Here is a 22,743-nt window from a genome sequence, read left to right on the forward strand (position 1 = left end):
GTTCCGGCCGGCGCTCACCGTGGCCGCGCCGCCAGTCCGGTCCAGAACCGGAGGGCGGCGCGGTCCAGCTCGAGGGCCAGCTGCGTGGCGTGGTCGGACGCGGCGGCGCCGTGCCGGGCGATGCGGCTGCGGTGCTGCTCGGCCTGTTCGGCCGCGAGCAGCGAAAGGCTCTCGGGGTCGGCGAGGTCGCTGAACGCGAGCTTGAGCCAGGCCACGCCGCGGATCTCGGCCGGCTCGGCGTCGGGCCGGCTCAGCCACTCCCGCAGCACGCGATGGCCAGCTTCGGTGACGCAGTAGGTCTTGCGGCGGCGGCCGGACGTCTCCTGGGCACCTTCGAGCAGGCCTTGTTCCTGCAGCTGGCCGGAAATCGCGTACAGCTGCGCGTGCGGGATGGGCCAGTACCGCCCGATCGAGCGGCGCAACGCCTGCTTCACCGCGTACGGCGTGGTCACGCCGAGCTGGGCGACCATGCCGAGCACCACGTAGGCCGTGGCGGAAAGCTCTCGCGTTCCCGAAGTCATCGGCGCCTCCAGTAGTTACATTGAGACTACTGGACGGCGTCGGGAAAACCGGCGGCCAGGATCTTCCGCACGCGATCGGTCAGGCCACGGCGCCGGCTGACGGCGAGCTGCAGGTCGAGCGGCGCGACCGGCACGTCGTGTCCGCGCCGGCGCACGTGGTCGAGGCGACCGGTGGGGCTTTGCTCGTGGGGCTCACCCGTCTCGTGGACGCCGGCGATCCACTCGATCACGCAGCCCGCGAACGCCCGCCCGCCACGGTCGGCGACCCAGCCCGTGAACTCGGTGACCGGCTCGACGAGCAGGTCTTCGAAGAGCCTGCCGGCGAGGTGGGCGTCGACGACGGAGAAGTCGAGGTCGCCGGGGCCGACGTCGATCCCGCGCACGGCCAAGGCGCCGGAGCCGTAGAGGAACCAGCTCAGGCGGCTGCCTTCGACGCGATCGAGGAAGATCTCCAGCGCGTCCTCCCACGGCACCGGGCGGCGGCGGACGCTCTGCAGCAGCATTTCCTCGAGGTGGCGGGCGAAGTTGGCGTGTGTGCGCCGGACGTCGCCGGTGGCGGACAGCGTGCGCAGGAACCGGTCGCCTGCGGGCGCGAAACCCAGGTGCACCAAGCGATTTTGGTAGAGCTGCACATTCGTGCGGACCTCGTAGGTCGCGCGGTCGCCGTCGACGTCGAGCGAAGTGGCGAGGTTCACGGCAGATCCCTTGGCGCACACGAAACCGGGGCGGCACCCCCTCGGAAGGGAGTACCGCCCCGGTTCGGCGTGCTGGTGGAACTAGTGCGAGTGACCGTGGCCGTGGCCGGCGTCGGGTTCCTCGTCGACCGGCTTCTCGACCACGGCGCTCTCCGTGGTGAGCACGAGCCGGGCGATGGACGCGGCGTTGGCGACCGCGGAGCGGGTCACCTTGACCGGGTCGACGATGCCGCCCGCGATCAGGTCGGTGAGCTCACCGGTGGCCGCGTTGAAGCCCTGGCCCCAGCTCTGCTCCTGGACCTTGTTCACGATGACCGCGCCCTCGTGGCCCGCGTTGGTCGCGATCCAGAACAGCGGGGCGGTGAGCGCGTCGCGGACGATGCGGACGCCCGTGGCCTCGTCACCGGTCAGGCCGAGGTCGCCCTCGAGCTCCTTGACCGCGTGGACCAGAGCCGAGCCACCGCCGGGGAGGATGCCCTCCTCGACGGCCGCCTTCGTGGACGCCACGGCGTCCTCGATGCGGTGCTTGCGCTCGTTGAGCTCGGTCTCGGTGGCCGCGCCGACCTTGATCACGGCCACGCCGCCGCCGAGCTTCGCGAGCCGCTCCTGCAGCTTTTCGCGGTCCCAGTCGGAGTCGGTGGTCTCGATCTCCTTGCGGATCTGCGCGATCCGGCCGGTGATGGCGTCCTTGGAGCCCGCGCCGTCGACGATCGTGGTGTCGTCCTTGGTGACGACGATCCGGCGCGCGCGACCCAGCGAGCTGAGGTCGATCTCGGACAGCTTCACGCCGATCTCGGCGGACACGACCTCGCCGCCGGTGATGAACGCGAGGTCGTCCAGGAACGCCTTGCGGCGGTCGCCGAAGAACGGCGCCTTGACCGCGACGGCGGTGATCGTCTTGCGCAGCGAGTTCACCACGAGAGTGGACAGCGCCTCGCCGTCGACGTCCTCGGCGATGATCAGCAGCGGCTTCTTGGCCTCGACGACCTTCTCCAGCACCGGGAGCAGGTCGGCCAGCGCCGAGATCTTCTCGCGGGACAGCAGGATGTAGGCGTCCTCGAGGATCGCCTTCTGGTCCTCGGGGTTGGTCGCGAAGTGCGCCGACAGGAAGCCCTTGTCGAACTGCACGCCCTCGGTGATCACGAGCTCGGTCGCCAGGGTCGACGACTCCTCGATGGTGATCACGCCGTCCTCGCCCACGCGCTCGACGGCCTCGCCGAGCAGCTGGCCGATCGTGGCGTCGCGGGAGGTGACGGTGCCGACCTGCGCGATGTTCTCGCGGCCCTTGACCGGGGTGGCCTTGGACTTGAGGACCTCGATGACCTTCTCGGCCGCGGCCTCGATGCCCTTGCCGACCGAGGTCGGGTTGGCGCCGGCGGCGACGTTGCGAAGGCCGTGCTTGACCAGCGACTGGGCGAGCACCGTGGCGGTGGTCGTGCCGTCACCGGCAACGTCGTTGGTCTTCGTGGCCACGTTCTTGGCCAGCTGCGCGCCGAGGTTCTCGAACGGGTCGTCGAGCTCGATCTCACGGGCGACGGTCACGCCGTCGAGGGTGATGGTCGGGCCGCCGAACTTCTTGTCCAGAACGACGTGGCGACCACGCGGGCCGAGGGTCACCTTGACGGCGTCGGCGAGCTTGTTCACCCCGCGCTCGAGCGCGCGACGAGCGTCCTCGTCGAAACTGATCTGCTTGGGCATAGCGTGTTCCGCTTACCTTTCAGGGGTTTTTGAACGCAAGAACGCCCCGTCCCCCGGCTTGTGCGGGGCCCGGGGCGTCATGCGCTTCGAGCGGACGTCAGTTGATGACGGCCAGCACGTCGCGGGCGGAGAGGATGAGGTAGTCCTCGCCGTTGTACTTGACCTCGGTGCCGCCGTACTTGGAGTAGATCACGACGTCGCCCACGGCCACGTCGAGCGGCACGCGGTTGCCCTTGTCGTCGATCCGGCCCGGGCCCACGGCCAGAACCTTGCCCTCCTGGGGCTTTTCCTTGGCGGTGTCGGGGATGACGAGGCCGGAAGCGGTCGTCTCCTCGGCCTCGCTCGTCTGGACAACGATCTTGTCCTCGAGCGGCTTGATGTTCACGCTCACCGGGTTGACCTCCACGGTCGTCGAAAGCGTCGGCAGGATGACTTACGGCTCCTACCACCCCCGCCGTCGCGGGTGCCGGGCGTGTTCGGGCCGTTCGATTAGCACTCTAGCCATGGGAGTGCCAGCATTGCAAGGAGGGTCCATCTGACGTGGGGGAATCCTCGGCGAAGCGGGCTGACCGGGGGTTGTTTCGCACTGGTTCCGCCACCCGCGGCTAGGCGCCGTCGGTCAGGATGAGCAGGCCGATGCCGATCAGCACGGCGGGCAGGACGATGTGGCCCCAGCGCGCGAGCGCCCGTGCGACGGCGGGGCGCGTGGCGAGGTGGCGGCCGGCGGCGAGCCAGGCGGCGACCAGCACGAGGAACACGACCGCGTAGACGATCGTGCCGCCCGGTCCGGCGGTGGCGAAGACGGGGACGTAGACGCCGATGTTGTCGCCGCCGTTGGCGAACGTGACGGCGGCGACTTCGAGGGCCCGCGGGCGGCCGGGCCGGCTGGTTTCCCCGTCGTCGCCGCGGTGGCGCCAGGCTCGGACGGCGGCGCGGATCCCCAGCGCGATCGGCAGCAGGCCGAGGTACGGGTCGAAGCCGGCCGGCAGGAACGTCACCCCGAATGCGGCCGCCACGGCGACGGCGAGGATCGCCAGGAACCCGAGGTACTGGCCGATCGCGACGGCTCGGGTCGCGCCGGGAAGGCCCGCGCCGCGGGCGAAGAACAGGGCCAGCACCAGGAGGTCGTCGACGTTGGTCACGGCGAACAGGCCCACGGCCTGGCCGACGACGGTCAGGTTCACCCTTGCGACAGTGCCAGGATCCGGTCGGTCAGGCGGGTTTGGTGGCGCGGATGATCGCGGAGTGCATGCCGTCGGCGATGGGGTGGGTCGGGGCGATCTCGATGCCGGTGAAGCCGGCCGCTTCGAGGCCATGGCGGTATTCGGCGAAGGACAGGGCGCCCGCGATGCAGCCGACGTAGTCGCCGCGTTCGGCGCGCTGGGTCGGGCTGAGGGTGTCGTCGGAGACGACGTCGGACACCCCGATCCGTCCGCCGGGCTTGAGGACGCGGAAGGTTTCCGCGAAGACGGCGGGTTTGTCGGTGGACAGGTTGATCACGCAGTTGGAGATGACGACGTCGATGGTGTTCGCGGGCAGCGGGATGGACTCGATCGCGCCGCGCAGGAACTCGACGTTCGTGGCGCCGGCTTTGGCGGCGTTGGCGGTGGCCAGCGCCAGCATCTCGTCGGTCAGGTCCAGCCCGTAGGCCTTGCCGGTGGGCCCGACACGGCGGGCCGACAGCAGGACGTCGATGCCGCCGCCGGAGCCGAGGTCGAGGACGTGGTCGCCGGGTCGGAGGTCGGCCACGGCGGTCGGGTTGCCGCAGCCCAGGGAGGCGGCGACGGCATCGGCGGGAAGTGCGTCGCGTTCGTCGGCGGCGTAGAGGGTCGAGCCGAACTTCTCGTCCACCTCGACCGGCGACGGGCCGCAGCACCCGGCCCCACCTGAGGTGACTTCGAGAGCGGCCGCGGCGTAGCGCTGTCGCACGGTTTCGCGCAGGTCGGTCATCGTGCTTCTCCTTGCTGGATCAGCTTGTATCGATGTTTGTGGAAATAAGCTTGTGCCTTGGATCGGCGGATGTCAATATAGAAAGATGTCAATGCAGGAGTTGGTCGACCAGTCCGCGGGGTGTTGCGCGGGACTGACCTCCGCACCGCTCGCCGAAGCCGAAGCCGCCGAGCTGGCCCGCGTGTTCAAGGCGCTCGGCGACCCGGTGCGGCTGCGGCTGCTGTCGATGATCGCCTCCCGCGAGGGCGGCGAGATGTGCGTGTGCGAGCTGACGCCCGCGTTCGACCTTGCGCAGCCGACGATCTCGCACCACCTGAAACTGTTGCGCCAGGCCGGTTTGATCGACTGCGAGCGACGAGGGACGTGGGTGTACTACTGGGCTCTTCCGTCCACAATGGAGCGTCTCGCGGCTGTTCTGCGCGCGCCGCAACGGTGACCACGTCGGTCTGGCGGCGGTCCGTCGCCGAGGCCATCGGAACGGCGTCCCTGGCGGCCGTCGTCGTCGGCTCCGGCGCCCAGGCCGCCGAGCTGTCGCGTGACGTCGGTGTGCAGCTGCTCGCGAACTCGCTGGCCACCGTTTTCGGGTTGGGTGTGCTGATCGCGTTGTTCGGGCCGGTGTCCGGCGCGCATTTCAACCCGCTGGTCTCGCTGGCGGCCTGGCTCACCCGTCGCGATGGGTTCGCGTTGCGCGACGTCGCGGCCTACGTGCCCGCGCAGCTTGCCGGCGGCATCGGCGGCGCGATCCTGGCCAACGCGATGTTCGCCCGCCCGCTCGTTCAGTGGTCCGGGCACGACCGTGCGACCGGAAATCTGTGGCTCGGCGAGGTGGTGGCGACGGCGGGGCTGCTCGTGCTGATCTTCGGGCTCGACCGCACCGGACGCGGGCACCACGCACCGGTGGCGGTGGCGTCGTTCATCGGCGCCGCTTACTGGTTCACCTCGTCCACGTCGTTCGCGAACCCGGCGGTGACCGTGGGGCGCGCCTTCACCGACACGTTCGCCGGGATCGCGCCAGGTTCGGTGGGTCCGTTCGTCGCCGCGCAAGTCGTCGGCGCCGCAGTCGGCATCGGACTCGTCGCGCTGTTGTTCCGCGTTGCCCGTACCCCTCAGGAGGCCCTGTCATGACTCGGTCCGTGCTGTTCGTCTGCGTGCACAACGCGGGCCGGTCGCAGATGGCCGCCGCGTTCCTCGCGGACCTCGGCGGTGACCTCGTCGAGGTGCGCTCGGCCGGGTCCGCACCGGCCGACAGCCTCAACCCCGTCGTGGTCGAGGCCATGGCGGAGGTCGGCATCGACCTCACCGCGGAGACGCCGAAGGTCCTCACCGCCGACGCGGTGCAAGCGTCCGACGTCGTCATCACCATGGGCTGCGGCGACGCCTGCCCCGTGTTCCCCGGCAAGACCTACCGCGATTGGGCGCTCGACGACCCGGCGGGCAAAACCCTCGCCGAGGTCCGCGTGATCCGCGACGAGATCCGCAACCGTGTGCGGGCGCTCGTCCGCGAACTTACCTACGGCGGCGGGCGGCCCAAGCTCCTCGAAGAGTGCCGGAACGCGAGGACCTGCTCGACCAGGTCCGGTTGCGGCCGCGGATGTGGGTGCGGAAGGGGTCGTTGCAGGAGCTGCAGACCTACCTCGTCGGGTACAGCGCGGCGCTGTTCGTGCACTGGGTGGACGAGGAGTTCGTGATGGAGCCGACGGGACCGTTCGCCGAGTGGGTCCGCGGGCGAACCGGCTGGTCGATGTCACTGGGCTGGGCCGCGGCGATCGAGAGGCACGCCGGGGACGAGGACCCGCTGGACGTGTTCTTCCGGCTGTTGGACGAATATCGCCTGAGCGCGGCCGAAGATCGCTAGGCTCGCGCCCGTGAGCAGCAGGCTGGCCGACGGCAGCGCCGGCGACGCGGACTACGGCGAGATCAGTTTCGACGCGGCCATGGCGACGTTCACCGTGCACCAGTGGCCGGATCTCGCGAAGGGGCTGGGCGAGGTCCGGCGCGTCACGAAGGGTCCCGTCGTGATCCTGACCTGCGATCCCGATCGGGTGCGGGACTTCTGGTTGTACGAGTACGCCCCGGAAGTACTCGACACGGAGGCGCGAAGGTACCCGGCGATCGGCGAGATCGCGAAGTACCTGGGCGACACCGTGGTCGTGCCCGTGCCGGTGCCGCACGACTGCGTCGACGGGTTCAACGAGGCGTACTTCGCGCGGCCGGAGATGCTGCTGGAGCCGGCGGCGCGTCAGGCGTGTTCGGCGTGGAGCTTTGTCGACGAAGCGGCCGAGGAGCGCTTCACCCGCAAGCTGACCAGCGATCTCGCCGACGGGACCTGGGCCGCGAAGTACGGCGCGCTCAAGGAGCAACCCGCGTTCGACGGCTTCCTCGTGCTCGTGATCAGCCGCTGACGACCGCTGGGCGAAACCGCCGTCGCGGAGGCTTACGAGGCGCCGCCGTTTCTGGTTAAGTTTTGCCGGAAAAGCACCGACACCTGGGGGTCCCACCGATGTTCCACTCCGTTACGCGGCGGCTGGCCGTCGCGGGCGGGGCGGGGTTGCTGGCGGTCGCGTTGGCGACGTCGGCACCTGCCCAAGCCCAACCAGCGAACCAACAGCGCCAGCAGGACTTCGCGAGCGCCGCGCAGGAGTTCGGCGTCCCGCTGGACGTGTTGCTCGGCGTCTCGTACCTGGAGTCTCGCTGGGATTACAACGCCGGTACGCCCAGCACCGCCGCCGGTTACGGGCCGATGCACCTCACGGATCTGCGCACGGCCGGCGTCGTGACCAGTGAGTTCGACCAGAACGGCGAAGACCCGCGCGGCGACGACGCCCGGCCGGCGCTGCACCCGAAGCCGACGCAGCAGCCCGCGGCCATCCCGCCCGGCCTGCAGACCGTGGACCAGGCCGCCGCCCTGCTGCACACGGACGCGGCGACGCTGCGCACCGACCCGAAGCAGAACGTCCGCGGCGGCGCGGCCCTGCTGGCCGAGTACCAGCGCAAGCTCGGCGTACGCAGCGAAGACGCGAAGGACTGGTATGGCGCCGTCGCCGCGTACAGCGGCTCGGAGGACGTGACGGCGGCACAGACCTTCGCCGACGAGGTCTACAGCACCATCGCCACCGGCGAGACGCGCACGACAGACGACGGCCAGGCCGTCACGCTCGCCGCGACCCCCGGCGTCGCACCTGACAAGGCACAGGCCGAGCGGCTGGGCCTGCGCACAGACGCCCCGCCCGCCACCGAATGCCCGAAGTCCGTGGCCTGCGAGTCCGTGCCGGCGCCCTACCAGGAGCTGCCCGGCGGCGACTACGGCAACCACGACATCGCGAACCGCCCGCAGAGCCAGAAGATCAACACGATCGTCATCCACGACACCGAGGGCTACTGGGACGACGCGCTCGCCCTGGCGCAGGACCCGACCTACCTCGCGTGGCACTACACCGTGCGTTCGCAGGACGGCCTGATCGCGCAGCACGTGCCGACGAAGGACGTCGGCTGGCACGCGGGCAACTGGTACGTCAACGCGAAGTCCATCGGCGTCGAGCACGAGGGCTTCGCCGCGCAGGGCACTTGGTACACCGAAGCGATGTACCGGTCGTCGGCGAAGCTCGTCGGCTACCTGGCGAAGCGCTACGACGTGCCGCTCGACCGCGCGCACATCATCGGCCACGACAACGTGCCGGGCACCACGCCCGCCACGATCGCCGGCATGCACTGGGACCCAGGCCCCTACTGGGACTGGTCGCACTACTTCGACCTGCTGGGCGCGCCGATCAAGGCCACCGGCCGGGCCGGCTCGCCGATGGTGACGATCGCGCCGAAGTTCGCCGCCAACCAGCCCGTGTTCACCGGCTGCGACAAGATCGGCTCCGGCACCCCGTGCGCCGCGCGCGGTTCGGAGGCCGTGGTGCTGCACACCGCGCCGGACGCCGCGTCTCCCCTGCTGTCCGACGCCGGGCTGCACGGAACCGGACCGTCCACTATGGATGTTTCCGACGTCGGCAGCCGCGTGGCCACCGGCCAGCAGTACGCCGTGGCCGGACGCCAGGGCGGCTGGACCGCGATCTGGTATCTGGGCCAGAAGGGCTGGCTGCCGAGCAACACCGTGGTCCCGGCGAGCGGTCTCGTGGCCACGCCGAAACCCGGCAAGGCGACGATCCCCGTGTACGGGCGGGCGTTCCCGGAGGCGTCGGCCTACCCGGCGAACGTCGCGGTGCAGGCCTTGGCGCCCATGCCTTACACGTTCGCGGCGGGCCAGAAGTACTCCGTCGGCGGCGTCGTTCCGTCGGAGTACTACTCGGCGACGACGTTCGACGTGTCGGACCACGTGGTGGTGCGCGGCAAGATGAAGTACGTGGAAGTGCAGTTCGGACACCGCGTCGAGTACGTGAACCTCGACGACGTGGTGCTGAAGCCGGCTTTCTGAGTCTGCACAACGAAGAAGGGCCCCTCCGCGGAGGGGCCCTTCTCTCGTCTCAGCTGTCCAGCGCCACCTTCACGCCGCTGGTGACCTCGGTGTTGCGCCGCGTCTTGGACCAGCCGTTGCGGCCGCGCACGAGGCGGATCACGGCGCGCCAGGACGTGATGTAGAAGGTGTAGATGTAGGCCGCGTACAGCAGGCCCATGCCGAGGCCGCGGAAGATGTTCTTGCTGCCCAGGCATTTCATCTGGTAGATCGGGCCCCACACCACGAACGGCAGCAGGCCGAACGAGCCGTAGATGGCGAAGAGGATCCAGGCGCCGCCGGTGAACCAGGTCCAGACCTGCGACGGGTCGCCGGCCGTGGTCACCAGCAGGAGGATGAACGGCACCGGGTAGAGCAGCGAGCCGAGCAGCTGCATCCACGGCTGCGCCAGGTAGTACATCATCTCCGCAGCGCCCAAAGTGGACACGTGCGGCGAGTCCCAGATGCGGCGCAGGTACCGCGAGCACTGCATCGTGCCCTGGCCCCAGCGTGTGCGCTGCACGAGGAAACGCCGCAGGCTGTAGAGGCCTTCCTGCGCCACATGGGAATCCGGGGTGAAGCCCGTGCGCCAGCCGGCCGTGAGCAGGTGGACGCCGAGCTCGAAGTCCTCCAGCAGGGAGCCGCGCCAGGGCTGGTGCTCGTCGCCGCCGATGGAGTCGAGGGCGGCGAGGCGGGTGAACTGGCCGTTGCCGCCCATGGAGATCGTGCCGGTGAAGCCGCGGGACGTTTGGATCGCGGCGATCGCCGTGCGGAACTCCAGGTCCTGCAGCTGCGCCAGTTTGAGCCCGAACGCGCGCGCGAACCAGGTGTGCCCCGGCGGGCGGGTGCGGACGTTGCTCATGCGCACGTCGAGCTGCACCGCGCCGATCTTCTCGTCGCCGAAGAGGTGCTCGGCCGCGCAGACTTCGAGGCAGTTGGCGGCGGGGCGGCCGTCGGCGTCGACGACCACCACGACCACGCGGTCGCGATCGGTGCCGGGCTCGAGCCATTCGTTGAGGGCCTGGTAGGCGGCGTTGAGGGCGTCGCCCTTGCCCGTGCGCGCCTCGGGGCGCTTGCGCGCCACCAGGTGCAGGTTGGGGTCGTAGCCGCCGTTGCGCCGCCAGACCGAGCGGACGACGCGGGCGGTGCGGTCGTCGGAGTCGTCGTCGACCACCCACACGTGCGCGCGGCGGAAGGTGGTGCGCAGGTAGCGCACGGTCTCCCGAATCACGGCTTCCTCGTCGCGGCACGGCACGAAGAAGTGCCAGGCGAACGCTTCGGGGTTGCCCACCGGGGCCGGTTTTCGGCGCAGGTAGGGCACCACGATCATCGCGACGTAGACGACGAACGCGACGCTCATCGTCAGCGCGAACGCCTGGGTGATCGAGAGCAGGACCTTGAAGCCGGTGTCGTTCACGCGGCGGTGCCCTGGTTCTTCTCCGCCTTCGTCCTGCGGGTCGCGAGCCAGACGAACAGCACGAGCGACACCGCGCCGCCGAGGACGCTGACCATCGAGCCGAGCAGGGTGTGGCCCCAGTAGTAGCCCTCGTCGGTGCCCAGTGCGTGGACCAGACCGACGATGGTGAGAATACGCAACTGATTCACGAGAATGACGGCGATCGCGGAAATTACCAGCGAGAGAAACAGTCGTCGCGCATTCTGCGGGCGGAAGTAGAGGAGCACCGCGGTCACGAGCAGAAGTGGCAGTAAGAGGAATACAGAAGAGCATTCCGGGGTCATTCTCAACCCGAACGGAGTAGCGCCGGTCAACCCGAAGTACACAGATTCGCGACTACCGGCCACATAAACACCCGATGAGGTGATGACCCTCAGTATCGCGCCCGCGAGCTGCACTTCCAGTTCGCGGTAGGACCGCTCCACGAGCACGAGGACCACGCCGAACGCGACCACCCCGAGAACCGCCATACGCAGCGGAAACCGGGAGACGGGGGACACAGGTGTGTTCGCTACTGCCACGACGACCCTCTCAGCCGGAAACGTTCGGAAGAACGGCGGACCCCGGCGCCAGCGTAGGACAGGGGTGCCGGAACTTTCGACAGGTATCCCCCTTATCAGGGATCTCCCAGCGCCTTTCGGCACGAATGGCGAGAACCTTGCTAGGCCGTTCAGGTGATGCCCGCACCGACGTGGGGACCGGTCCGGCGAAACCACCCGATACGGTGGTCTCCCCGGAATTGTGTGCCATTTCCGGCAACGCCACCGATATTCGGTCAGCGTGCCGACTCTTGTTCAGCGGGATTCGTCCGTGCACCGGCTCGCCCTGACAAAAATCGGAGGACCAGTGAAGAAACACCTCTTGCGACGAGGCGGGATGCTCGCCGCTGTGGTGGCGAGCATCGCCCTCGCCGGAGCAGTTCCGGCTTCGGCGGCGCCCGGTGACGGCTCCGCCTACGGCGTGAACGTCGACGTGAAGCTGCTCGGCGCGTCCGCGGTCAAGCTCGGCCCGCTGGCGGCGGCGAACACCGACGGACCGACGAGCAACAGCACGGTCAGCGCCAACGCCGCCGGGATCCTCACCGCCGGGGTCATCAACACCTCGGCCGTCCGCGACGACAACTCGGGCGCGGTCACGGCGAAGGCGAGCACCGCCAACGTCGGGCTGCCGCTGCTGAAGGCGGCTCTGGGCAACGTCGGGATCAAGGCCGTGGAGGCCGTCTGCACCGCGACCCAGGAAGGGGTCAAGGGCAGCTCCACGCTGGTCGGAGCCGATCTGGGCAGCGTCGGCGACGTCGACTCGAACCCGGCGCCGAACACGCAGATCAAGGTCGGCCTCGGCCCGGTCAACGTGGCGACGCTGATCCTCAACGAGCAGATCAAGAACAAGGACGGCAGCCTCACCGTCAACGCGCTGCACCTGAAGCTGCTGGGCGGCGTCGTCGGCGCCCTCGGCAGCGGCGACGTCATCGTGTCGTCGGCGACCTGCGGCCCGGCCGCTCCGCCGATGCCGCTCGCGTCGGGCGCCGGCCTGTGGGTGGGCCTCGGCGTGCTCGCGGCCGTCGCCGTGCCGGTCGGCCTGCGGTTCACCCGTCGTCGCTCGGTCGCCTGACCGGTCCGGGGTGATCGACTGATGTACAAGATGCCAGGTGCGGGCGTCGGCGTCGCCGGTGGCGGCGTGGGCACCCTCGCTGCCACCGGCGCCGACGTCGGCTGGTGGATCACGGTCGGCGCGCTCCTCGTGGTCCTCGGGACCGTCGCGGTGATCGCCGCCTACCGCCGCAACCGGCGGTTCGCCCGCGGTTAGCAGCGCCGTGGGCCACCGGATCCAGCCGGTGGCCCACGGTTGCGCGATACGTGCGCCGGGCTGCTCGCCCCCACGGGCAGCCCGGCGCCACTTCACAGGCCGAACTACAAAAAGAGGGCGACCGGCCACAAGCGACAGCAATCGCGGCGCCACCGTCGGCTGCGCGCAGAGCCGGCGCCACCCACGCGGCGCTCCCGGGCCGATGCGACGGCAACGAACCGAAGACCACAACTAACGCCCGCACGTGATCGCAACGGCGGTACCACCGCGGCCGCCATCGACCGGCGCCGCGCGCCGACTATCGGCACGCGCCGATCGTCCCGGGGTGGATACGAACCTGGGGAACCTTCCCAGGCCACCTCGGCGACCACCCGGCGCAGTCGTCGCAAGCAGCGTGGGCGCAGGCAACCGGCAGGACCCGGGCGACCGGCACCCGCCGGTCGCCCGGCAACGGCGCGAACCGCGGAGCCTCAGGGCGCGCGGCAGCAGTACGCACAACCGAACAGCACAAAACCCCCGTCAGCCGCACCTCGCTGCGACGCGTGTGTGGCGCGCGGTGAAAGACCCGGCCGTTCGCTCGAACGTCGGTGGGCTGGGGTTTCCGGGACACTCGAAAGTGTGGGACACGTGGACGTGATGTTGCTGGCCGGCACGCGGCCGGAGGCGGTGAAGCTGGCGCCGCTGATTGTGGCGCTCGAGGGGCGCGACGGGGTGCGGCCCGTGTTGGTGCACAGCGGCCAGCACCAGGGGATGGTGGAGCAGGCACTGGTGCCGTTCGGGCTGGGTGTCGACGCGTGGCTGGACGTGCCGGCGCGGGTGAGCGGGACGCAGGCGGAGCTGGTGAGCGGGCTGCTGCCGGCGTTGGACGCGCAGTTGCGGAGCCTCCTGCCGGCGGCGGTGGTCGTCCAGGGGGACACGACGACGGGGCTGGCGGGGGCGCTCGCGGCGTTCTGGCTGAGGATCCCGGTGGTGCACTTGGAGGCCGGGCTGCGGACGAACGATCTCACCGCGCCGTTCCCCGAAGAAGGCACGCGGCAGATGGTGGCACGCATCGCGGCGTTGCACCTGGCGCCGACCGAAGCCGCGGCGAAGGCGTTGCGCGCGGAGGGCATCGCCGAGGAGAAGATCGTGCTGACCGGGAACACGGTCGTCGACGCGGTGCTGGCGATCACCGCGCGCGACCTGCCCGCGCACGATCCGGCGCTGGCGTTGCTGGAGATGGAGATCGCGGAGGCCGGGGAGCGGCTGGTGCTGGTGACGTCGCACCGCAGGGAGTCCTGGGGTGAGCCGCTGAACCAGACCCTGAGCGCCGTGCGGCGGATCGTCGAAACCCATCCGGACGTGCAGGTGTTGTACCCCGTCCACCCCAATCCGGCGGTGCGGGCGCAGGTCACCGCGACGCTCGGCGGTGTCGAGCGCGTGACGATCACCGAGCCGCTCGAGTACCCCGACCTCGTGCGCGCGCTGCGGCTGGCGTCGCTCGTGCTCACGGATTCAGGCGGCATCCAGGAGGAGGCGCCGACGTTCGGGACGCCCGTGCTGGTGCTGCGCGAAGTCACGGAACGCGGCGAGGCCGTCGACGCCGGGTGCGCGTGGCTGGTGGGCACGGATCCGGAGAAGATCATCGGCACCGCGACCCGGCTGCTGGCCGGGAGCCTGTGCCCCGCGCAGACGCCGAACCCCTATGGCGACGGCCATGCCGCCGAGAAGGCCACCATCGCGATCGAGCGCCTGCTGGGCGTCGAAACCGCGCTGGAGCAGGCCCGCTCCTACTGTGCCGATCGTTAGTAATCCGACCACAGTCACGGCCGAATGGCTTCGTAGCAACAGTTACCTGCCGCGTGGGGGTCGGCCTGCTTTTGGCCGGATTACTAAAGTGACACGATCTCCACCGAAAGCCCGGGGTTGGCGGAGAACTCCCACGGCGCCGTCGGCCGCCCGGCCGCGACGACGTGGGCGCCCAGCGCCGCGATCATCGCGCCGTTGTCCGTGCACAACCGGGGCCGCGGCACGCGCAGCTCGATGCCCGCAGCGGCACAGCGTTCGGCCGCCAGCGCCGACAGCCGCGAGTTCGCCGCGACGCCGCCGGAGATAACGATGGTCCCGATCCCCTGTTCTTTCGCCGCCTTCACGGCCTTCGCGGTCAACACGTCCGCCACGGCCTCCTGGAACGAAGCCGCAACGTCGTTCACCGGCACCTCGCCACCGTCGCGTTCGACGTTCTCCACCCACCGCGCCACCGCGGTCTTCAAGCCGGAGAACGAGAAGTCGAACTTCGCGTCGCGCGGGCCGGTCATCCCGCGTGGGAACGCGATGGCCGAGCCGTTGCCCAGCCGAGCCGCCTTGTCGATCGGCGGCCCACCCGGGTAGGGCAGGTCCAGCACGCGGGCGACCTTGTCGTAGGCCTCACCGGCGGCGTCGTCCACAGTGGACCCGATTTCGGTGATCTTCGACGCGATGTCGTCCACGCGCAGCAGCTGCGTGTGCCCGCCGGACACCAGCAGCGCGAGCACCGGCGACGGCAACGGCCCGTGCTGCAGCGTGTCCACGGCGATGTGCCCGGCCAGATGGTTCACGCCGTAGAGCGGCACGTCGAGCGCCGACGCGTAGGCCTTCGCCGCCGACACCCCGACCAGCAACGCACCGGCGAGCCCAGGCCCCGCCGTCACGGCGATGGCGTCCACATCGGACAGCTTCAGCCCGGCCGTCGCGAACGCCCGCTCGGCCGTGGGCACCATCGCTTCGAGGTGCGCCCGGCTGGCGACCTCGGGCACCACACCGCCGAAGCGAGCGTGCTGCTCGACGCTGGAGGCGACCTCGTCGGCGAGCAGTTCCACCGCGCCGTCGTCGTGCAGGCGGACGAGGCCGACGCCGGTCTCGTCGCAGGAGCTCTCGATACCCATGATGACGCGCGACATCAGCCGGCCACCTCATCTCGTGCCGGGGTCCGCGCCGGGCGGGCCATGGTGAACGCGTCGGCGCCGGAGGGCTGGTAGTAGCGCTTCCGGATGCCGAGCTTCTCGAAACCGTGCCGTTCGTAGAGGCCGACGGCCGTGTCGTTGTCGGTGCGCACCTCGAGGAACACGGGCGCCGACACCTCGTCGGCGCGGTCCAGCAGGGCGCGCAGCAGCGCCTTGCCGATGCCCTGGCCCTGCGCCTCGGGCACCACACCGATGGTGTGGATCTCCGCCTCGTACTCGCCGCGGCGGCCGACCACGGCGACGCCGCCGTAGCCGAGCAGCTCGGTGCCGTCGTCGGTGCGCGCGGCCAGGTAGAAGTGGCCCTGGTCGAGCTCGGAGTGGAACGCGCGGGCGCTCCACGGATCGTCGCCGGGGAAGAGCACCTGCTCGATCTCCGCGCAGCGCTTCAGGTCGCTGCGGCGCAGGCGGTCGAGCTTCACGGCGAGGTCACCCGCTTGCGGGCCGTCGGCTCGACGGCGTCGGGGCGGCGAAGGTACAGCGGCGTCAGCGGCTCGGGCGTCGCGCCGGCGAGCAGGGCTTCGCGGGCGACGCGGACCAGCCCGGACGGCGACGGGAACCGCGGCTCGATGGGCACCACGCCGATCGCGTCGGCGTACTGCAGCGCACCGTCACCCGCGGCGACGCGGGAAGTGGTCTCGACCTCGGCGGGCCGCTGAACGTGGGGACCACTCACGCGCGTGCCGGCCGCGTCGTACTCGGCCCAGTACACCTCGCGACGGCGGGCGTCGGTGAGCACGAGGAACGGCTTGTCGGTGCGCACCACCTCGGCGGCGATCGCGTCGAGGCTGCCGACCGGGTAGACGGGGATGCCGAGCGCGTGGCCGTACGCCGCGGCCGTGGCCATGCCGGCGCGCAGGCCCGTGAACGGGCCGGGGCCGACGCCGCACACGATCGCGTCGAGGTCGCGCAGGGTCACCCCCGCTGCTTCGGCCGCCGCGAGGGCGTGGGGCGTGATGAGCTCGCCGTGGGCTCGCGGGTCGACCGTGACGCGGTCGGCCCGGGTGGTCAGTTCCGACTCGTCCACGGCGACGATGCCCGCGGTCACGGCCGGGGTCGAGGTGTCGATCGCCAGTACCAGCACGGTTTCCCAGCTTACGTCCAGTCTCGAAGTGACAGGCTGGCGGGCCGAAGGGGCAACCCCGCAACCGTGTGAATCGCGTCGCAGGTGGCCGAGGTCACGGCGCGGTACGGTGCCGGTGAGACGCCCGCCGACGCCGCGCCGCAGGAGGTCCTCACCGTGCCCGATCCGCTGTTCCCCGCGATCACCGACGGCTCTGGCAAGGAGGCGGTGCGCTTCGGTGACCAGGCGCTCACCTACGCCGAGCTGGGCGCGGTCGCCGGTTCCCTGGCGAACGAGCTGCCCGCCGGCCGGGTCGCGGTGTGGGCGACGCCGACGCTGCACACCAGCGTCGCCGTGGTCGCCGCGCTGCTCGCGGGGGTGCCCGTGGTGCCGCTGAACCCGAAGATCGGTGAACGCGAGCTGACTCACATCTTGGCCGACAGCACGCCGGCGCTTGTGCTGGCCGAGGCCGGCGCCGAGCTGCCTGAGGGGCTGGCCGGGCTCGAGCGGCGCGACATCCCGCTCACCGGGTCGGGGTCCGTGCCCGCTGACGAGCCGGACGCCGAGGCGCCCGCGTTCATCGTCTACACCTCCGGCACCACCGGCCCGCCCAAGGGCGTGGTGCTCCCCCGCCGCGCGATCTCGTCCACGCTGGACGCGCTGGAGGACGCGTGGGAGTGGACCGGCGACGACGTGCTGGTGCACGGGCTGCCGCTGTTCCACGTGCACGGGTTGATCCTCGGCGTCCTCGGCCCGCTGCGCCGGGGCGGCTCGGTGCGGCACCTCGGGCGGTTCTCGACCGAGGGCGTCGCCCGTGAGCTGACCAGCGGCGCGACGATGATGTTCGGCGTCCCGACGATGTACCACCGGATCGCGGAGACGGTGGCGGACGACGCCGAGCTGGCCTCGGCCCTGCGCGGCGCGCGGCTGCTGGTGTCCGGGTCGGCGGCGCTGCCCGTGCACGACCACCAGCGCATCACGGCGGCGACCGGGCAGCAGGTCGTGGAGCGCTACGGGATGACCGAGACGCTGATGAACACCAGCGTCCGCGCCGACGGCGAGCGCAAGCCGGGCACGGTCGGCGTGCCGCTGGCGGGCGTCGAGCTGCGGCTGGTCGACGAGGCGGGCTCCCGAATCACCGAGCTGGAGACCGTCGGCGAGATCCACGTGCGCGGGCCGAACCTGTTCACCGAGTACCTCAACCGCCCCGACGCGACGGCCGCCGCGCTCGCCGACGGCTGGTTTCGCACCGGCGACATGGCGACGCGCGACGCCGACGGCTACGTGAAGATCGTCGGGCGCAAGGCCACCGACCTGATCAAGAGCGGCGGGTACAAGATCGGCGCCGGCGAGATCGAGAACGCGCTGCTGGAGCACCCAGGCGTCGCCGAGGCGGCCGTGACGGGTGAGCCGGACGACGATCTCGGTGAACGCATCGTGGCGTGGGTGGTGCCTGCCGGTGCGCGGCCGTCGGCTTCGGAGCTGGCGGATCACGTGGCGAAACTGCTGGCGCCGCACAAGCGGCCACGAGTCGTGCGATACCTGGACGCGTTGCCGCGCAACGACATGGGCAAGATCCTGAAGCGAGCGCTGGGGTGAGGCCCTCGGCCCGCGAGGTCATCGCGCAGGTGTCGACCGGGTTCACTGAGTTGTCCGATGTGGATAGTGGTGTGGACGACCCCCTCGATTGGCCCGGCTACCGCGAGGCCCACGCGGCGGCCGTGGCGCGGACGGGTGAGACGGAGTCCGTGGTCGTCGGCGAGGCGCTGGTGGGTGCGACGCCCGCGGTGCTGGTGGTGTGGGAATTCGGGTTCCTCGGCGGGTCGATCGGGCGACGGACCGGTGACCGGGTGGAGGCCGCTTTTTCCTGGGCGCGGTCGCGGAAACTGCCGGTGGTGGCGTTGATCGCGACGGGCGGCAGCCGCATGCAGCACGGCATGCGCGCGTTGTCCCAGCTGCAGCGGATCGCGCGCGCTTCGGCGGCGGCGCGGGCGGACGGCGTCGCCCAGATCTCCGTGCTGCGCGACCCGACGACCGGCGGCGGCTGGGCGACGCTGGGCGCGAGCGCCGACGTGGTCCTGGGGCTGCCGCTGGCGCAGGTGGGGTTCGCGGGCTCGCGCGTGCGGCCGGCGACGTCGCCTTCGGAGGCCTACACGGTCGAGGCGAAGTACGAGTGGGGGCAGGTCGATCAGCTGGTGTCGCCGTCTTCGCTGGCGTCGGTGCTGGAGCGGTGGCTGGTGTTGCTGACTTCCCGTTCTTCCTCGGCGGCTGCTCCCCCGGGCGCGTTGCGTTCGGTACCGCTGCCGGAGACGGGGTGGGACGCTGTCCGCGCCGCGAGGTCATCGCGCCGCCCCCGCGCGGCTTCGTACGTGGACGCGTACTTCGACTGGCACGAAACCCTTCGCGGCGACCGTACCGGCGCGGTCGACGACGGCGTCCTCTGCGGCTTCGGCCTGCGCGAGGGCCGTGCGGTGGCCTTCGCCGCGCAGTGCGGCACCGCCACGCGTCCGGCGGGCTTCCGCACGGCCGCCCGCCTCGTGCGCCTGGCTTCGCGGCTCGGCATTCCCGTGCTGACGCTCGTCGACACCCCGGGGGCCGCCAACGACGCCGACGCCGAAGAGGGCGGCGCCGGCCCTGCGATCGCGTCGCTGTTCGAGGCGATCGCCACCGCGGCCGTCCCGATCACCACCCTCGTCATCGGCGAGGGCGGCTCCGGCGGCGCGCTGGCCTTCGCGGCACCGGACAACACGTGGATCGCGCCGGACGCCTACTTCTCCGTCACCTCGCCCGAGGCTGCCGCCGCGATCCTCAAACGCCCGATGACGGAGGTTCCGGCCACGGCCGACCAGCTGCGGTTACGGCCTCAGGACCTCGTCGAACTCGGCTTGGCGCGGGGGATCGTGGAAGCCTGAAACGGTGTTGCGCCCGCGGTGATAATGGGGGCGTGAAGATCATCGCGGTGGGGGCGAGCGGGACCGTCGGCAGCGCGGTCGCCGCGGCGCTGGAGGCGGCCGGGCACGGGGTCGTGCGAGCGTCGCGGCGGGGGCCGGTGCAGGTGGATCTGGAGGACACCTCGTCGATCGAGGCGCTGTTCCGCGCGGTGCCGCAGGTCGACGCCGTGGTGTGCTGTGCGGCTAGGGGCATCTTGCCACCAGCGAAGGCACCCACCCCTGGCCTGGCACCTCGCCGGACGTGCGGCGGCGCGGCGCAGCCGCAGCCGGCCTGCCACCGGCGCGACAAGACGCCACCCGCCAGCGAGACTTGCCGATCACCGATGAGATTTGCCATCCGCGGTATGGCCTTGCCGCACGACTGGCAGCCTTGCCACGAAGCCGGGCACCTTGCCACTGGCGAAGCCACCCACCCCTGGCCTGGCACCTCGCCGGACGTGCGGCGGCGCGCCGGGGCCGAAGCCGAAGCCGGGGCCGGAGCCGGAGCCGGAGCCACCTAAGCCGACGGCAACGCCGACATCCGTGCCGCCCAAGATCCGTGAGGCTCAAGCGAAACCTCGCGCACGTCGTCGTCCCGACGGGACATCCGCACCACCAGGTAGTCGGACGACAGTCGTTCCGCCGAGCCCTCGCCCCACTCCACCACGACGGCGGAGCGTTCCAGGTCCGTGTCGAGGTCCAGGTCGTCGAGCTGGGCGAGGTCGCCGCCGAGGCGGTAGGCGTCGACGTGGATCAAGGGCACGCCGAGGGGACCCGCGGCGTGGACGCGGGCCAGGACGAACGTCGGGGAGCTCACGCGGCCGCCGACGCCGAGGCCGTCGGCGATGCCGCGCGTGAGCGTGGTCTTGCCGGCGCCCAGGGGGCCCGCGAGCAGCACCAGGTCGCCCGCGCGCAGGGACGCGCCCAGGGACCTGCCGAAGGCCATCGTGTCGTCGGGGGTCGCGAGAAGGAACGTCACCGTGTCCACCACCAGTTCCGCCGGTTGGGTGCGGCGCTCCCGGAACAGCGCTGCAGAAGATCGATGAGCCGGCCCGTGACGAGGTCGGGCTGTTCGAGCTGCACCATGTGGCCCGCGCCGCGCACGCGCACGAGCTCGGCCTCGGGCAGCTCGGCCGCGATGCGCTCGGCGTGCGAGAACGGCGTGAACCGGTCGGAGTCACCGCCGATCACGAGGACCTGGGTGTGCTTGAGGCCCGCCAGGGCGGCGTAGCGGTTGTGGCTGCCGAGCGTGTCGACGAAGTTCACCAGGCCCCGCACGGGCGTCACGGCGAGCATCTCGATCATGAAGTCCACCAGCCGCGGCGAGACGTCGCGGCTGCCGAACGCGAGGCGCCGCACGGCTTGCCGTTCCAGCTGCCCACCGGCCGCCCGCACGAACTCCACCAGGCCCGGCTGCCAGCCCGCGAGGTTGCCGACGCCGCGCGTCAACGGGTTGTACTTCGACAGCAGCGAACGCGGCAGCCCGCGCGCGCCCACCTCGCCCGCAGCCGTCGCGATGAACGCGACGCCACACACGCGATCCTCGAACAGCGAAGGGTTCTCCGCGGCCAGCTCCATGATCACCATGCCGCCCATGGAATGTCCCACGAGGACGATCGGCCCTTCGGGCACCATCGCGCGCAGCACGCTGTCGAGGTCGTGCGCCAGCTGTTCGATGGTGCTGGTCTCGGCCGTCGCCGCGCCGGACAGGCCGTGGCTGCGGTGGTCGTAATACACCTGCCGCACGCGCGGCAGCCGCAGCGAAGCGATCGCGCGGCGCTGGAAGTGCCAGGACTTGCGGGACAACGCGAACCCGTGCACGCCGACCAGCGTCAGCTCGGGCTCGCCGCCGTCCTCGGGGTCGATCTCCTCCACCGAAAGCGGCGTGCCGTCCTCGGCCGCGACCGTGGACGTGCGGTCGGGCTTCAGCTCGCCCAGCTGCTCGTCCACGTACTGGTCCTCACTCTGCCTGCGCTGTTGCGCCGCGACGAGGGCCGCGGCGGCCGTACCCGTGGCCACCGCGCCGAGACCGCCGACGATGGCCCACAACCGAGCCGAAGGGCTCACGGCCTCTCCCCCAGGTACCGCCGCTGCACGCGCGGGCGGTACATCGACGTGACGATCTCGTAGTCGATCGTGCCCAGCTTGTCGGCCCACTCGCGCGCGGTCGGCTCACCGCTCGCACCGGAAGCGAACAACACGACCTCCTCGCCGACGGCCGGGGCGTCGTCACCGCAGTCGACCACGAGCTGGTCCATGCACACGCGCCCGACGACCGCCCGGCGCCGCCCGCCCAGCCACACGTCCATGCGGCCCGACAGCGACCGCGGCACACCGTCGGCATATCCGGCGGGCACGAGCGCCACGGTGGTGTCGCGCTCGGCCGTCCACGTGTGTCCATAGGAGACGGACTCGCCGGCGGGCAGGCGTTTCGTGAGCGCCACGGCCGCGCGGAACGTCATCGCCGGCCGCAGGTCTTCGTGCTGTGGCACGGGGTTCAGCCCGTACATCGCGATGCCGGGCCGCACGAGGTCGAAGTGCAAGTCGGGCCGCGTCAGCACGGCCGCGGAGTTCGCCAGGTGCCGCAGCGGGTCCAGACCGGCGGCGCGCGCGGCGTCGTACGCGTCGGCGAAGCGCTTGGCCTGGATGTCGATCGACGGGTGGCCCGGCTCGTCGGCGCACGCGAGGTGCGACCACACGGCGACCACGTCCACGTCGGCCGAAGCCGCGGCGGCCGCGACCAGCTCGGGCCACTCGGCGGGCTGGCAACCGTTGCGCGACAAGCCCGTGTCGATCTTGAGGTGCACCCGAGCGCGGCGACCGACCTGCCGCGCCGCCGAAACAATCCGCCGAAGCTCGTCGACGGAGCTCACACCCAGGTCGATGTCGGCGAGAATGCCGGGCCCGAAGTCGACTTCCGGCACGTCGAGCCAGCTGAACAGCCGCACGGACAGCCCGGCGCGGCGCAGGTCCAGCGCCTCACCGAGCGAGCACGTGCCCAGCCAGGTGGCGCCGGCCTCCACCGCAGCCCGCGCGACGGGCACCGCGCCGTGCCCGTACGCATCGGCCTTGACCACGGCCATCACGGCCGAACCGGCGGCGCGGCCGGCCAGCAGGGCGACGTTGTGGCGCACGGCGTCGAGGTCGATCACGACCTCCGCGCGCGGGAAACTGGCAGTCATAGCGACCGCCAGTTTCCCACGCGGGT

General features: G+C 71.0%; 25 protein-coding genes and 1 pseudogene. 12 read left to right on the forward strand and 14 right to left on the reverse strand.

Translation table 11 applies throughout. The features are described from left to right. Nucleotides 1-14 precede the first annotated feature (14 nt). The 6 genes from AB0M56_RS32720 to arsM form a co-directional block, all read right to left on the reverse strand. On the reverse strand, nucleotides 15-521 hold the full coding sequence (locus AB0M56_RS32720) for a PadR family transcriptional regulator (protein ID WP_364183244.1): 507 nt from the start codon (nucleotides 519-521) through the stop codon (nucleotides 15-17). A 26-nt stretch (nucleotides 522-547) separates the two neighbouring features. Beyond that, nucleotides 548-1,216 (reverse strand): hypothetical protein, encoded by a 669-nt coding sequence (locus AB0M56_RS32725; RefSeq protein ID WP_364183247.1) that lies wholly within the window; start codon nucleotides 1,214-1,216, stop codon nucleotides 548-550. Between the two features lie 81 nt (nucleotides 1,217-1,297). Then, on the reverse strand, nucleotides 1,298-2,914 hold the full coding sequence (gene groL / locus AB0M56_RS32730) for a chaperonin GroEL (RefSeq protein WP_364183250.1): 1,617 nt from the start codon (nucleotides 2,912-2,914) through the stop codon (nucleotides 1,298-1,300). Nucleotides 2,915-3,011: 97 nt separating this feature from the next. Continuing rightward, the gene (groES, locus tag AB0M56_RS32735) at nucleotides 3,012-3,305 is read right to left on the reverse strand and encodes a co-chaperone GroES (protein ID WP_009072407.1); all 294 of its coding nucleotides are present in this window, start codon (nucleotides 3,303-3,305) and stop codon (nucleotides 3,012-3,014) included. 214 nt (nucleotides 3,306-3,519) lie between these two features. Then, the gene (locus tag AB0M56_RS32740) at nucleotides 3,520-4,098 is read right to left on the reverse strand and encodes a cadmium resistance transporter (protein WP_364183253.1); all 579 of its coding nucleotides are present in this window, start codon (nucleotides 4,096-4,098) and stop codon (nucleotides 3,520-3,522) included. A gap of 28 nt (nucleotides 4,099-4,126) precedes the next feature. Next, on the reverse strand, nucleotides 4,127-4,864 hold the full coding sequence (gene arsM / locus AB0M56_RS32745; RefSeq protein ID WP_364183255.1) for an arsenite methyltransferase: 738 nt from the start codon (nucleotides 4,862-4,864) through the stop codon (nucleotides 4,127-4,129). Nucleotides 4,865-4,949: 85 nt separating this feature from the next. Here arsM and AB0M56_RS32750 point away from each other — a divergent pair, with 85 nt between their 5' ends. From AB0M56_RS32750 to AB0M56_RS32775, 6 genes and pseudogenes are all read left to right on the forward strand, one after another. After that, nucleotides 4,950-5,300, forward strand: coding sequence for a metalloregulator ArsR/SmtB family transcription factor (locus AB0M56_RS32750; protein WP_364183257.1), 351 nt, complete (start codon nucleotides 4,950-4,952; stop codon nucleotides 5,298-5,300). Continuing rightward, the gene (locus AB0M56_RS32755) at nucleotides 5,297-5,989 is read left to right on the forward strand and encodes an MIP/aquaporin family protein (RefSeq protein ID WP_364183260.1); all 693 of its coding nucleotides are present in this window, start codon (nucleotides 5,297-5,299) and stop codon (nucleotides 5,987-5,989) included. Before AB0M56_RS32750 ends, AB0M56_RS32755 begins: the two co-directional genes overlap by 4 nt. After that, nucleotides 5,986-6,372: pseudogene (locus tag AB0M56_RS32760) on the forward strand (arsenate reductase ArsC); the annotation flags it as partial. The gene AB0M56_RS32755 and the pseudogene AB0M56_RS32760, both read left to right, overlap by 4 nt. A gap of 179 nt (nucleotides 6,373-6,551) precedes the next feature. After that, nucleotides 6,552-6,719 (forward strand): hypothetical protein, encoded by a 168-nt coding sequence (locus tag AB0M56_RS32765; protein WP_364183263.1) that lies wholly within the window; start codon nucleotides 6,552-6,554, stop codon nucleotides 6,717-6,719. 10 nt (nucleotides 6,720-6,729) lie between these two features. Continuing rightward, nucleotides 6,730-7,266 (forward strand): SAM-dependent methyltransferase, encoded by a 537-nt coding sequence (locus tag AB0M56_RS32770; protein ID WP_364183265.1) that lies wholly within the window; start codon nucleotides 6,730-6,732, stop codon nucleotides 7,264-7,266. 98 nt (nucleotides 7,267-7,364) lie between these two features. Then, a complete protein-coding gene (locus tag AB0M56_RS32775; protein WP_364183268.1) occupies nucleotides 7,365-9,284 on the forward strand; it encodes an N-acetylmuramoyl-L-alanine amidase in 1,920 nt (639 codons plus the stop codon). Nucleotides 9,285-9,333: 49 nt separating this feature from the next. On the opposite strand, the gene AB0M56_RS32780 is transcribed toward AB0M56_RS32775, so the two are convergent. Next, nucleotides 9,334-10,662 (reverse strand): glycosyltransferase, encoded by a 1,329-nt coding sequence (locus AB0M56_RS32780; protein ID WP_364183543.1) that lies wholly within the window; start codon nucleotides 10,660-10,662, stop codon nucleotides 9,334-9,336. A 53-nt stretch (nucleotides 10,663-10,715) separates the two neighbouring features. Continuing rightward, nucleotides 10,716-11,258 carry an exosortase P gene (gene xrtP / locus AB0M56_RS32785; protein ID WP_364183270.1) on the reverse strand — a complete coding sequence of 181 codons (543 nt, stop codon included), beginning with the start codon at nucleotides 11,256-11,258 and terminating at the stop codon, nucleotides 10,716-10,718. Between the two features lie 346 nt (nucleotides 11,259-11,604). Here xrtP and AB0M56_RS32790 point away from each other — a divergent pair, with 346 nt between their 5' ends. The 3 genes from AB0M56_RS32790 to wecB all read left to right on the forward strand — a co-directional run bounded on the left by AB0M56_RS32790 (nucleotide 11,605) and on the right by wecB (nucleotide 14,352). Continuing rightward, nucleotides 11,605-12,369: a choice-of-anchor P family protein gene (locus AB0M56_RS32790; protein ID WP_364183273.1), complete on the forward strand. Its 765-nt coding sequence runs from the start codon at nucleotides 11,605-11,607 to the stop codon at nucleotides 12,367-12,369. Between the two features lie 21 nt (nucleotides 12,370-12,390). Further along, nucleotides 12,391-12,564: an LPXTG cell wall anchor domain-containing protein gene (locus AB0M56_RS32795; protein WP_364183276.1), complete on the forward strand. Its 174-nt coding sequence runs from the start codon at nucleotides 12,391-12,393 to the stop codon at nucleotides 12,562-12,564. Nucleotides 12,565-13,191: 627 nt separating this feature from the next. After that, nucleotides 13,192-14,352 carry a UDP-N-acetylglucosamine 2-epimerase (non-hydrolyzing) gene (gene wecB / locus AB0M56_RS32800; protein ID WP_364183546.1) on the forward strand — a complete coding sequence of 387 codons (1,161 nt, stop codon included), beginning with the start codon at nucleotides 13,192-13,194 and terminating at the stop codon, nucleotides 14,350-14,352. An 83-nt stretch (nucleotides 14,353-14,435) separates the two neighbouring features. On the opposite strand, the gene tsaD is transcribed toward wecB, so the two are convergent. From tsaD to tsaB, 3 genes are read right to left on the reverse strand one after another with little or no spacing between them, the layout of a single operon-like run. Further along, nucleotides 14,436-15,482, reverse strand: a complete 1,047-nt coding sequence (tsaD, locus tag AB0M56_RS32805; protein WP_364183280.1) for a tRNA (adenosine(37)-N6)-threonylcarbamoyltransferase complex transferase subunit TsaD — start codon at nucleotides 15,480-15,482, stop codon at nucleotides 14,436-14,438. Next, nucleotides 15,482-15,964 (reverse strand): ribosomal protein S18-alanine N-acetyltransferase, encoded by a 483-nt coding sequence (gene rimI / locus AB0M56_RS32810; RefSeq protein ID WP_364183283.1) that lies wholly within the window; start codon nucleotides 15,962-15,964, stop codon nucleotides 15,482-15,484. Before rimI ends, tsaD begins: the two co-directional genes overlap by 1 nt. Beyond that, nucleotides 15,961-16,626: a tRNA (adenosine(37)-N6)-threonylcarbamoyltransferase complex dimerization subunit type 1 TsaB gene (gene tsaB, locus AB0M56_RS32815; RefSeq protein WP_364183285.1), complete on the reverse strand. Its 666-nt coding sequence runs from the start codon at nucleotides 16,624-16,626 to the stop codon at nucleotides 15,961-15,963. Before tsaB ends, rimI begins: the two co-directional genes overlap by 4 nt. Before the next feature lie 156 nt (nucleotides 16,627-16,782). Here tsaB and AB0M56_RS32820 point away from each other — a divergent pair, with 156 nt between their 5' ends. The 3 genes from AB0M56_RS32820 to AB0M56_RS32830 are packed head-to-tail and all read left to right on the forward strand — an operon-like array spanning nucleotide 16,783 to nucleotide 20,056. Further along, on the forward strand, nucleotides 16,783-18,204 hold the full coding sequence (locus AB0M56_RS32820) for an acyl-CoA synthetase (protein WP_364183549.1): 1,422 nt from the start codon (nucleotides 16,783-16,785) through the stop codon (nucleotides 18,202-18,204). Beyond that, complete coding sequence (locus AB0M56_RS32825; RefSeq protein WP_364183288.1) at nucleotides 18,201-19,517, forward strand: carboxyl transferase domain-containing protein; 1,317 nt, start codon at nucleotides 18,201-18,203, stop codon at nucleotides 19,515-19,517. Before AB0M56_RS32820 ends, AB0M56_RS32825 begins: the two co-directional genes overlap by 4 nt. Nucleotides 19,518-19,549: 32 nt before the next feature. Continuing rightward, on the forward strand, nucleotides 19,550-20,056 hold the full coding sequence (locus tag AB0M56_RS32830; protein ID WP_364183291.1) for an NAD-dependent epimerase/dehydratase family protein: 507 nt from the start codon (nucleotides 19,550-19,552) through the stop codon (nucleotides 20,054-20,056). On the opposite strand, the gene tsaE is transcribed toward AB0M56_RS32830, so the two are convergent. Genes tsaE through alr form a run of 3 tightly spaced genes read right to left on the reverse strand, consistent with a single transcriptional unit; the run spans nucleotide 20,053 to nucleotide 22,717 of the window. After that, nucleotides 20,053-20,526 carry a tRNA (adenosine(37)-N6)-threonylcarbamoyltransferase complex ATPase subunit type 1 TsaE gene (gene tsaE / locus AB0M56_RS32835; RefSeq protein ID WP_364183294.1) on the reverse strand — a complete coding sequence of 158 codons (474 nt, stop codon included), beginning with the start codon at nucleotides 20,524-20,526 and terminating at the stop codon, nucleotides 20,053-20,055. The genes AB0M56_RS32830 and tsaE overlap by 4 nt on opposite strands. Further along, on the reverse strand, nucleotides 20,511-21,602 hold the full coding sequence (locus AB0M56_RS32840) for an alpha/beta hydrolase (RefSeq protein WP_364183297.1): 1,092 nt from the start codon (nucleotides 21,600-21,602) through the stop codon (nucleotides 20,511-20,513). Before AB0M56_RS32840 ends, tsaE begins: the two co-directional genes overlap by 16 nt. Beyond that, entirely contained in the window at nucleotides 21,599-22,717 is a 1,119-nt protein-coding gene (gene alr / locus AB0M56_RS32845; protein WP_364183299.1) for an alanine racemase, read from the reverse strand. The genes AB0M56_RS32840 and alr overlap by 4 nt, the downstream gene beginning before the upstream one ends. Between the last annotated feature and the right edge of the window lie 26 nt (nucleotides 22,718-22,743).

The organism is Amycolatopsis sp. NPDC051372 (genome assembly GCF_040682095.1).
Classification (GTDB): Bacteria; Actinomycetota; Actinomycetes; order Mycobacteriales; family Pseudonocardiaceae; genus Amycolatopsis.

Coding starts and splice junctions, on each gene's coding strand:
- AB0M56_RS32720 (WP_364183244.1), bottom strand. CDS start 521: ATGACTTCGGGAACGCGAGAGCTTTCCGCCACGGCCTACGTGGTGCTC.
- groL (WP_364183250.1), bottom strand. CDS start 2,914: ATGCCCAAGCAGATCAGTTTCGACGAGGACGCTCGTCGCGCGCTCGAG.
- arsM (WP_364183255.1), bottom strand. CDS start 4,864: ATGACCGACCTGCGCGAAACCGTGCGACAGCGCTACGCCGCGGCCGCT.
- AB0M56_RS32750 (WP_364183257.1), top strand. CDS start 4,950: ATGTCAATGCAGGAGTTGGTCGACCAGTCCGCGGGGTGTTGCGCGGGA.
- AB0M56_RS32765 (WP_364183263.1), top strand. CDS start 6,552: ATGGAGCCGACGGGACCGTTCGCCGAGTGGGTCCGCGGGCGAACCGGC.
- AB0M56_RS32775 (WP_364183268.1), top strand. CDS start 7,365: ATGTTCCACTCCGTTACGCGGCGGCTGGCCGTCGCGGGCGGGGCGGGG.
- AB0M56_RS32780 (WP_364183543.1), bottom strand. CDS start 10,662: ATGAGCGTCGCGTTCGTCGTCTACGTCGCGATGATCGTGGTGCCCTAC.
- AB0M56_RS32795 (WP_364183276.1), top strand. CDS start 12,391: ATGTACAAGATGCCAGGTGCGGGCGTCGGCGTCGCCGGTGGCGGCGTG.
- tsaD (WP_364183280.1), bottom strand. CDS start 15,482: ATGTCGCGCGTCATCATGGGTATCGAGAGCTCCTGCGACGAGACCGGC.
- alr (WP_364183299.1), bottom strand. CDS start 22,717: ATGACTGCCAGTTTCCCGCGCGCGGAGGTCGTGATCGACCTCGACGCC.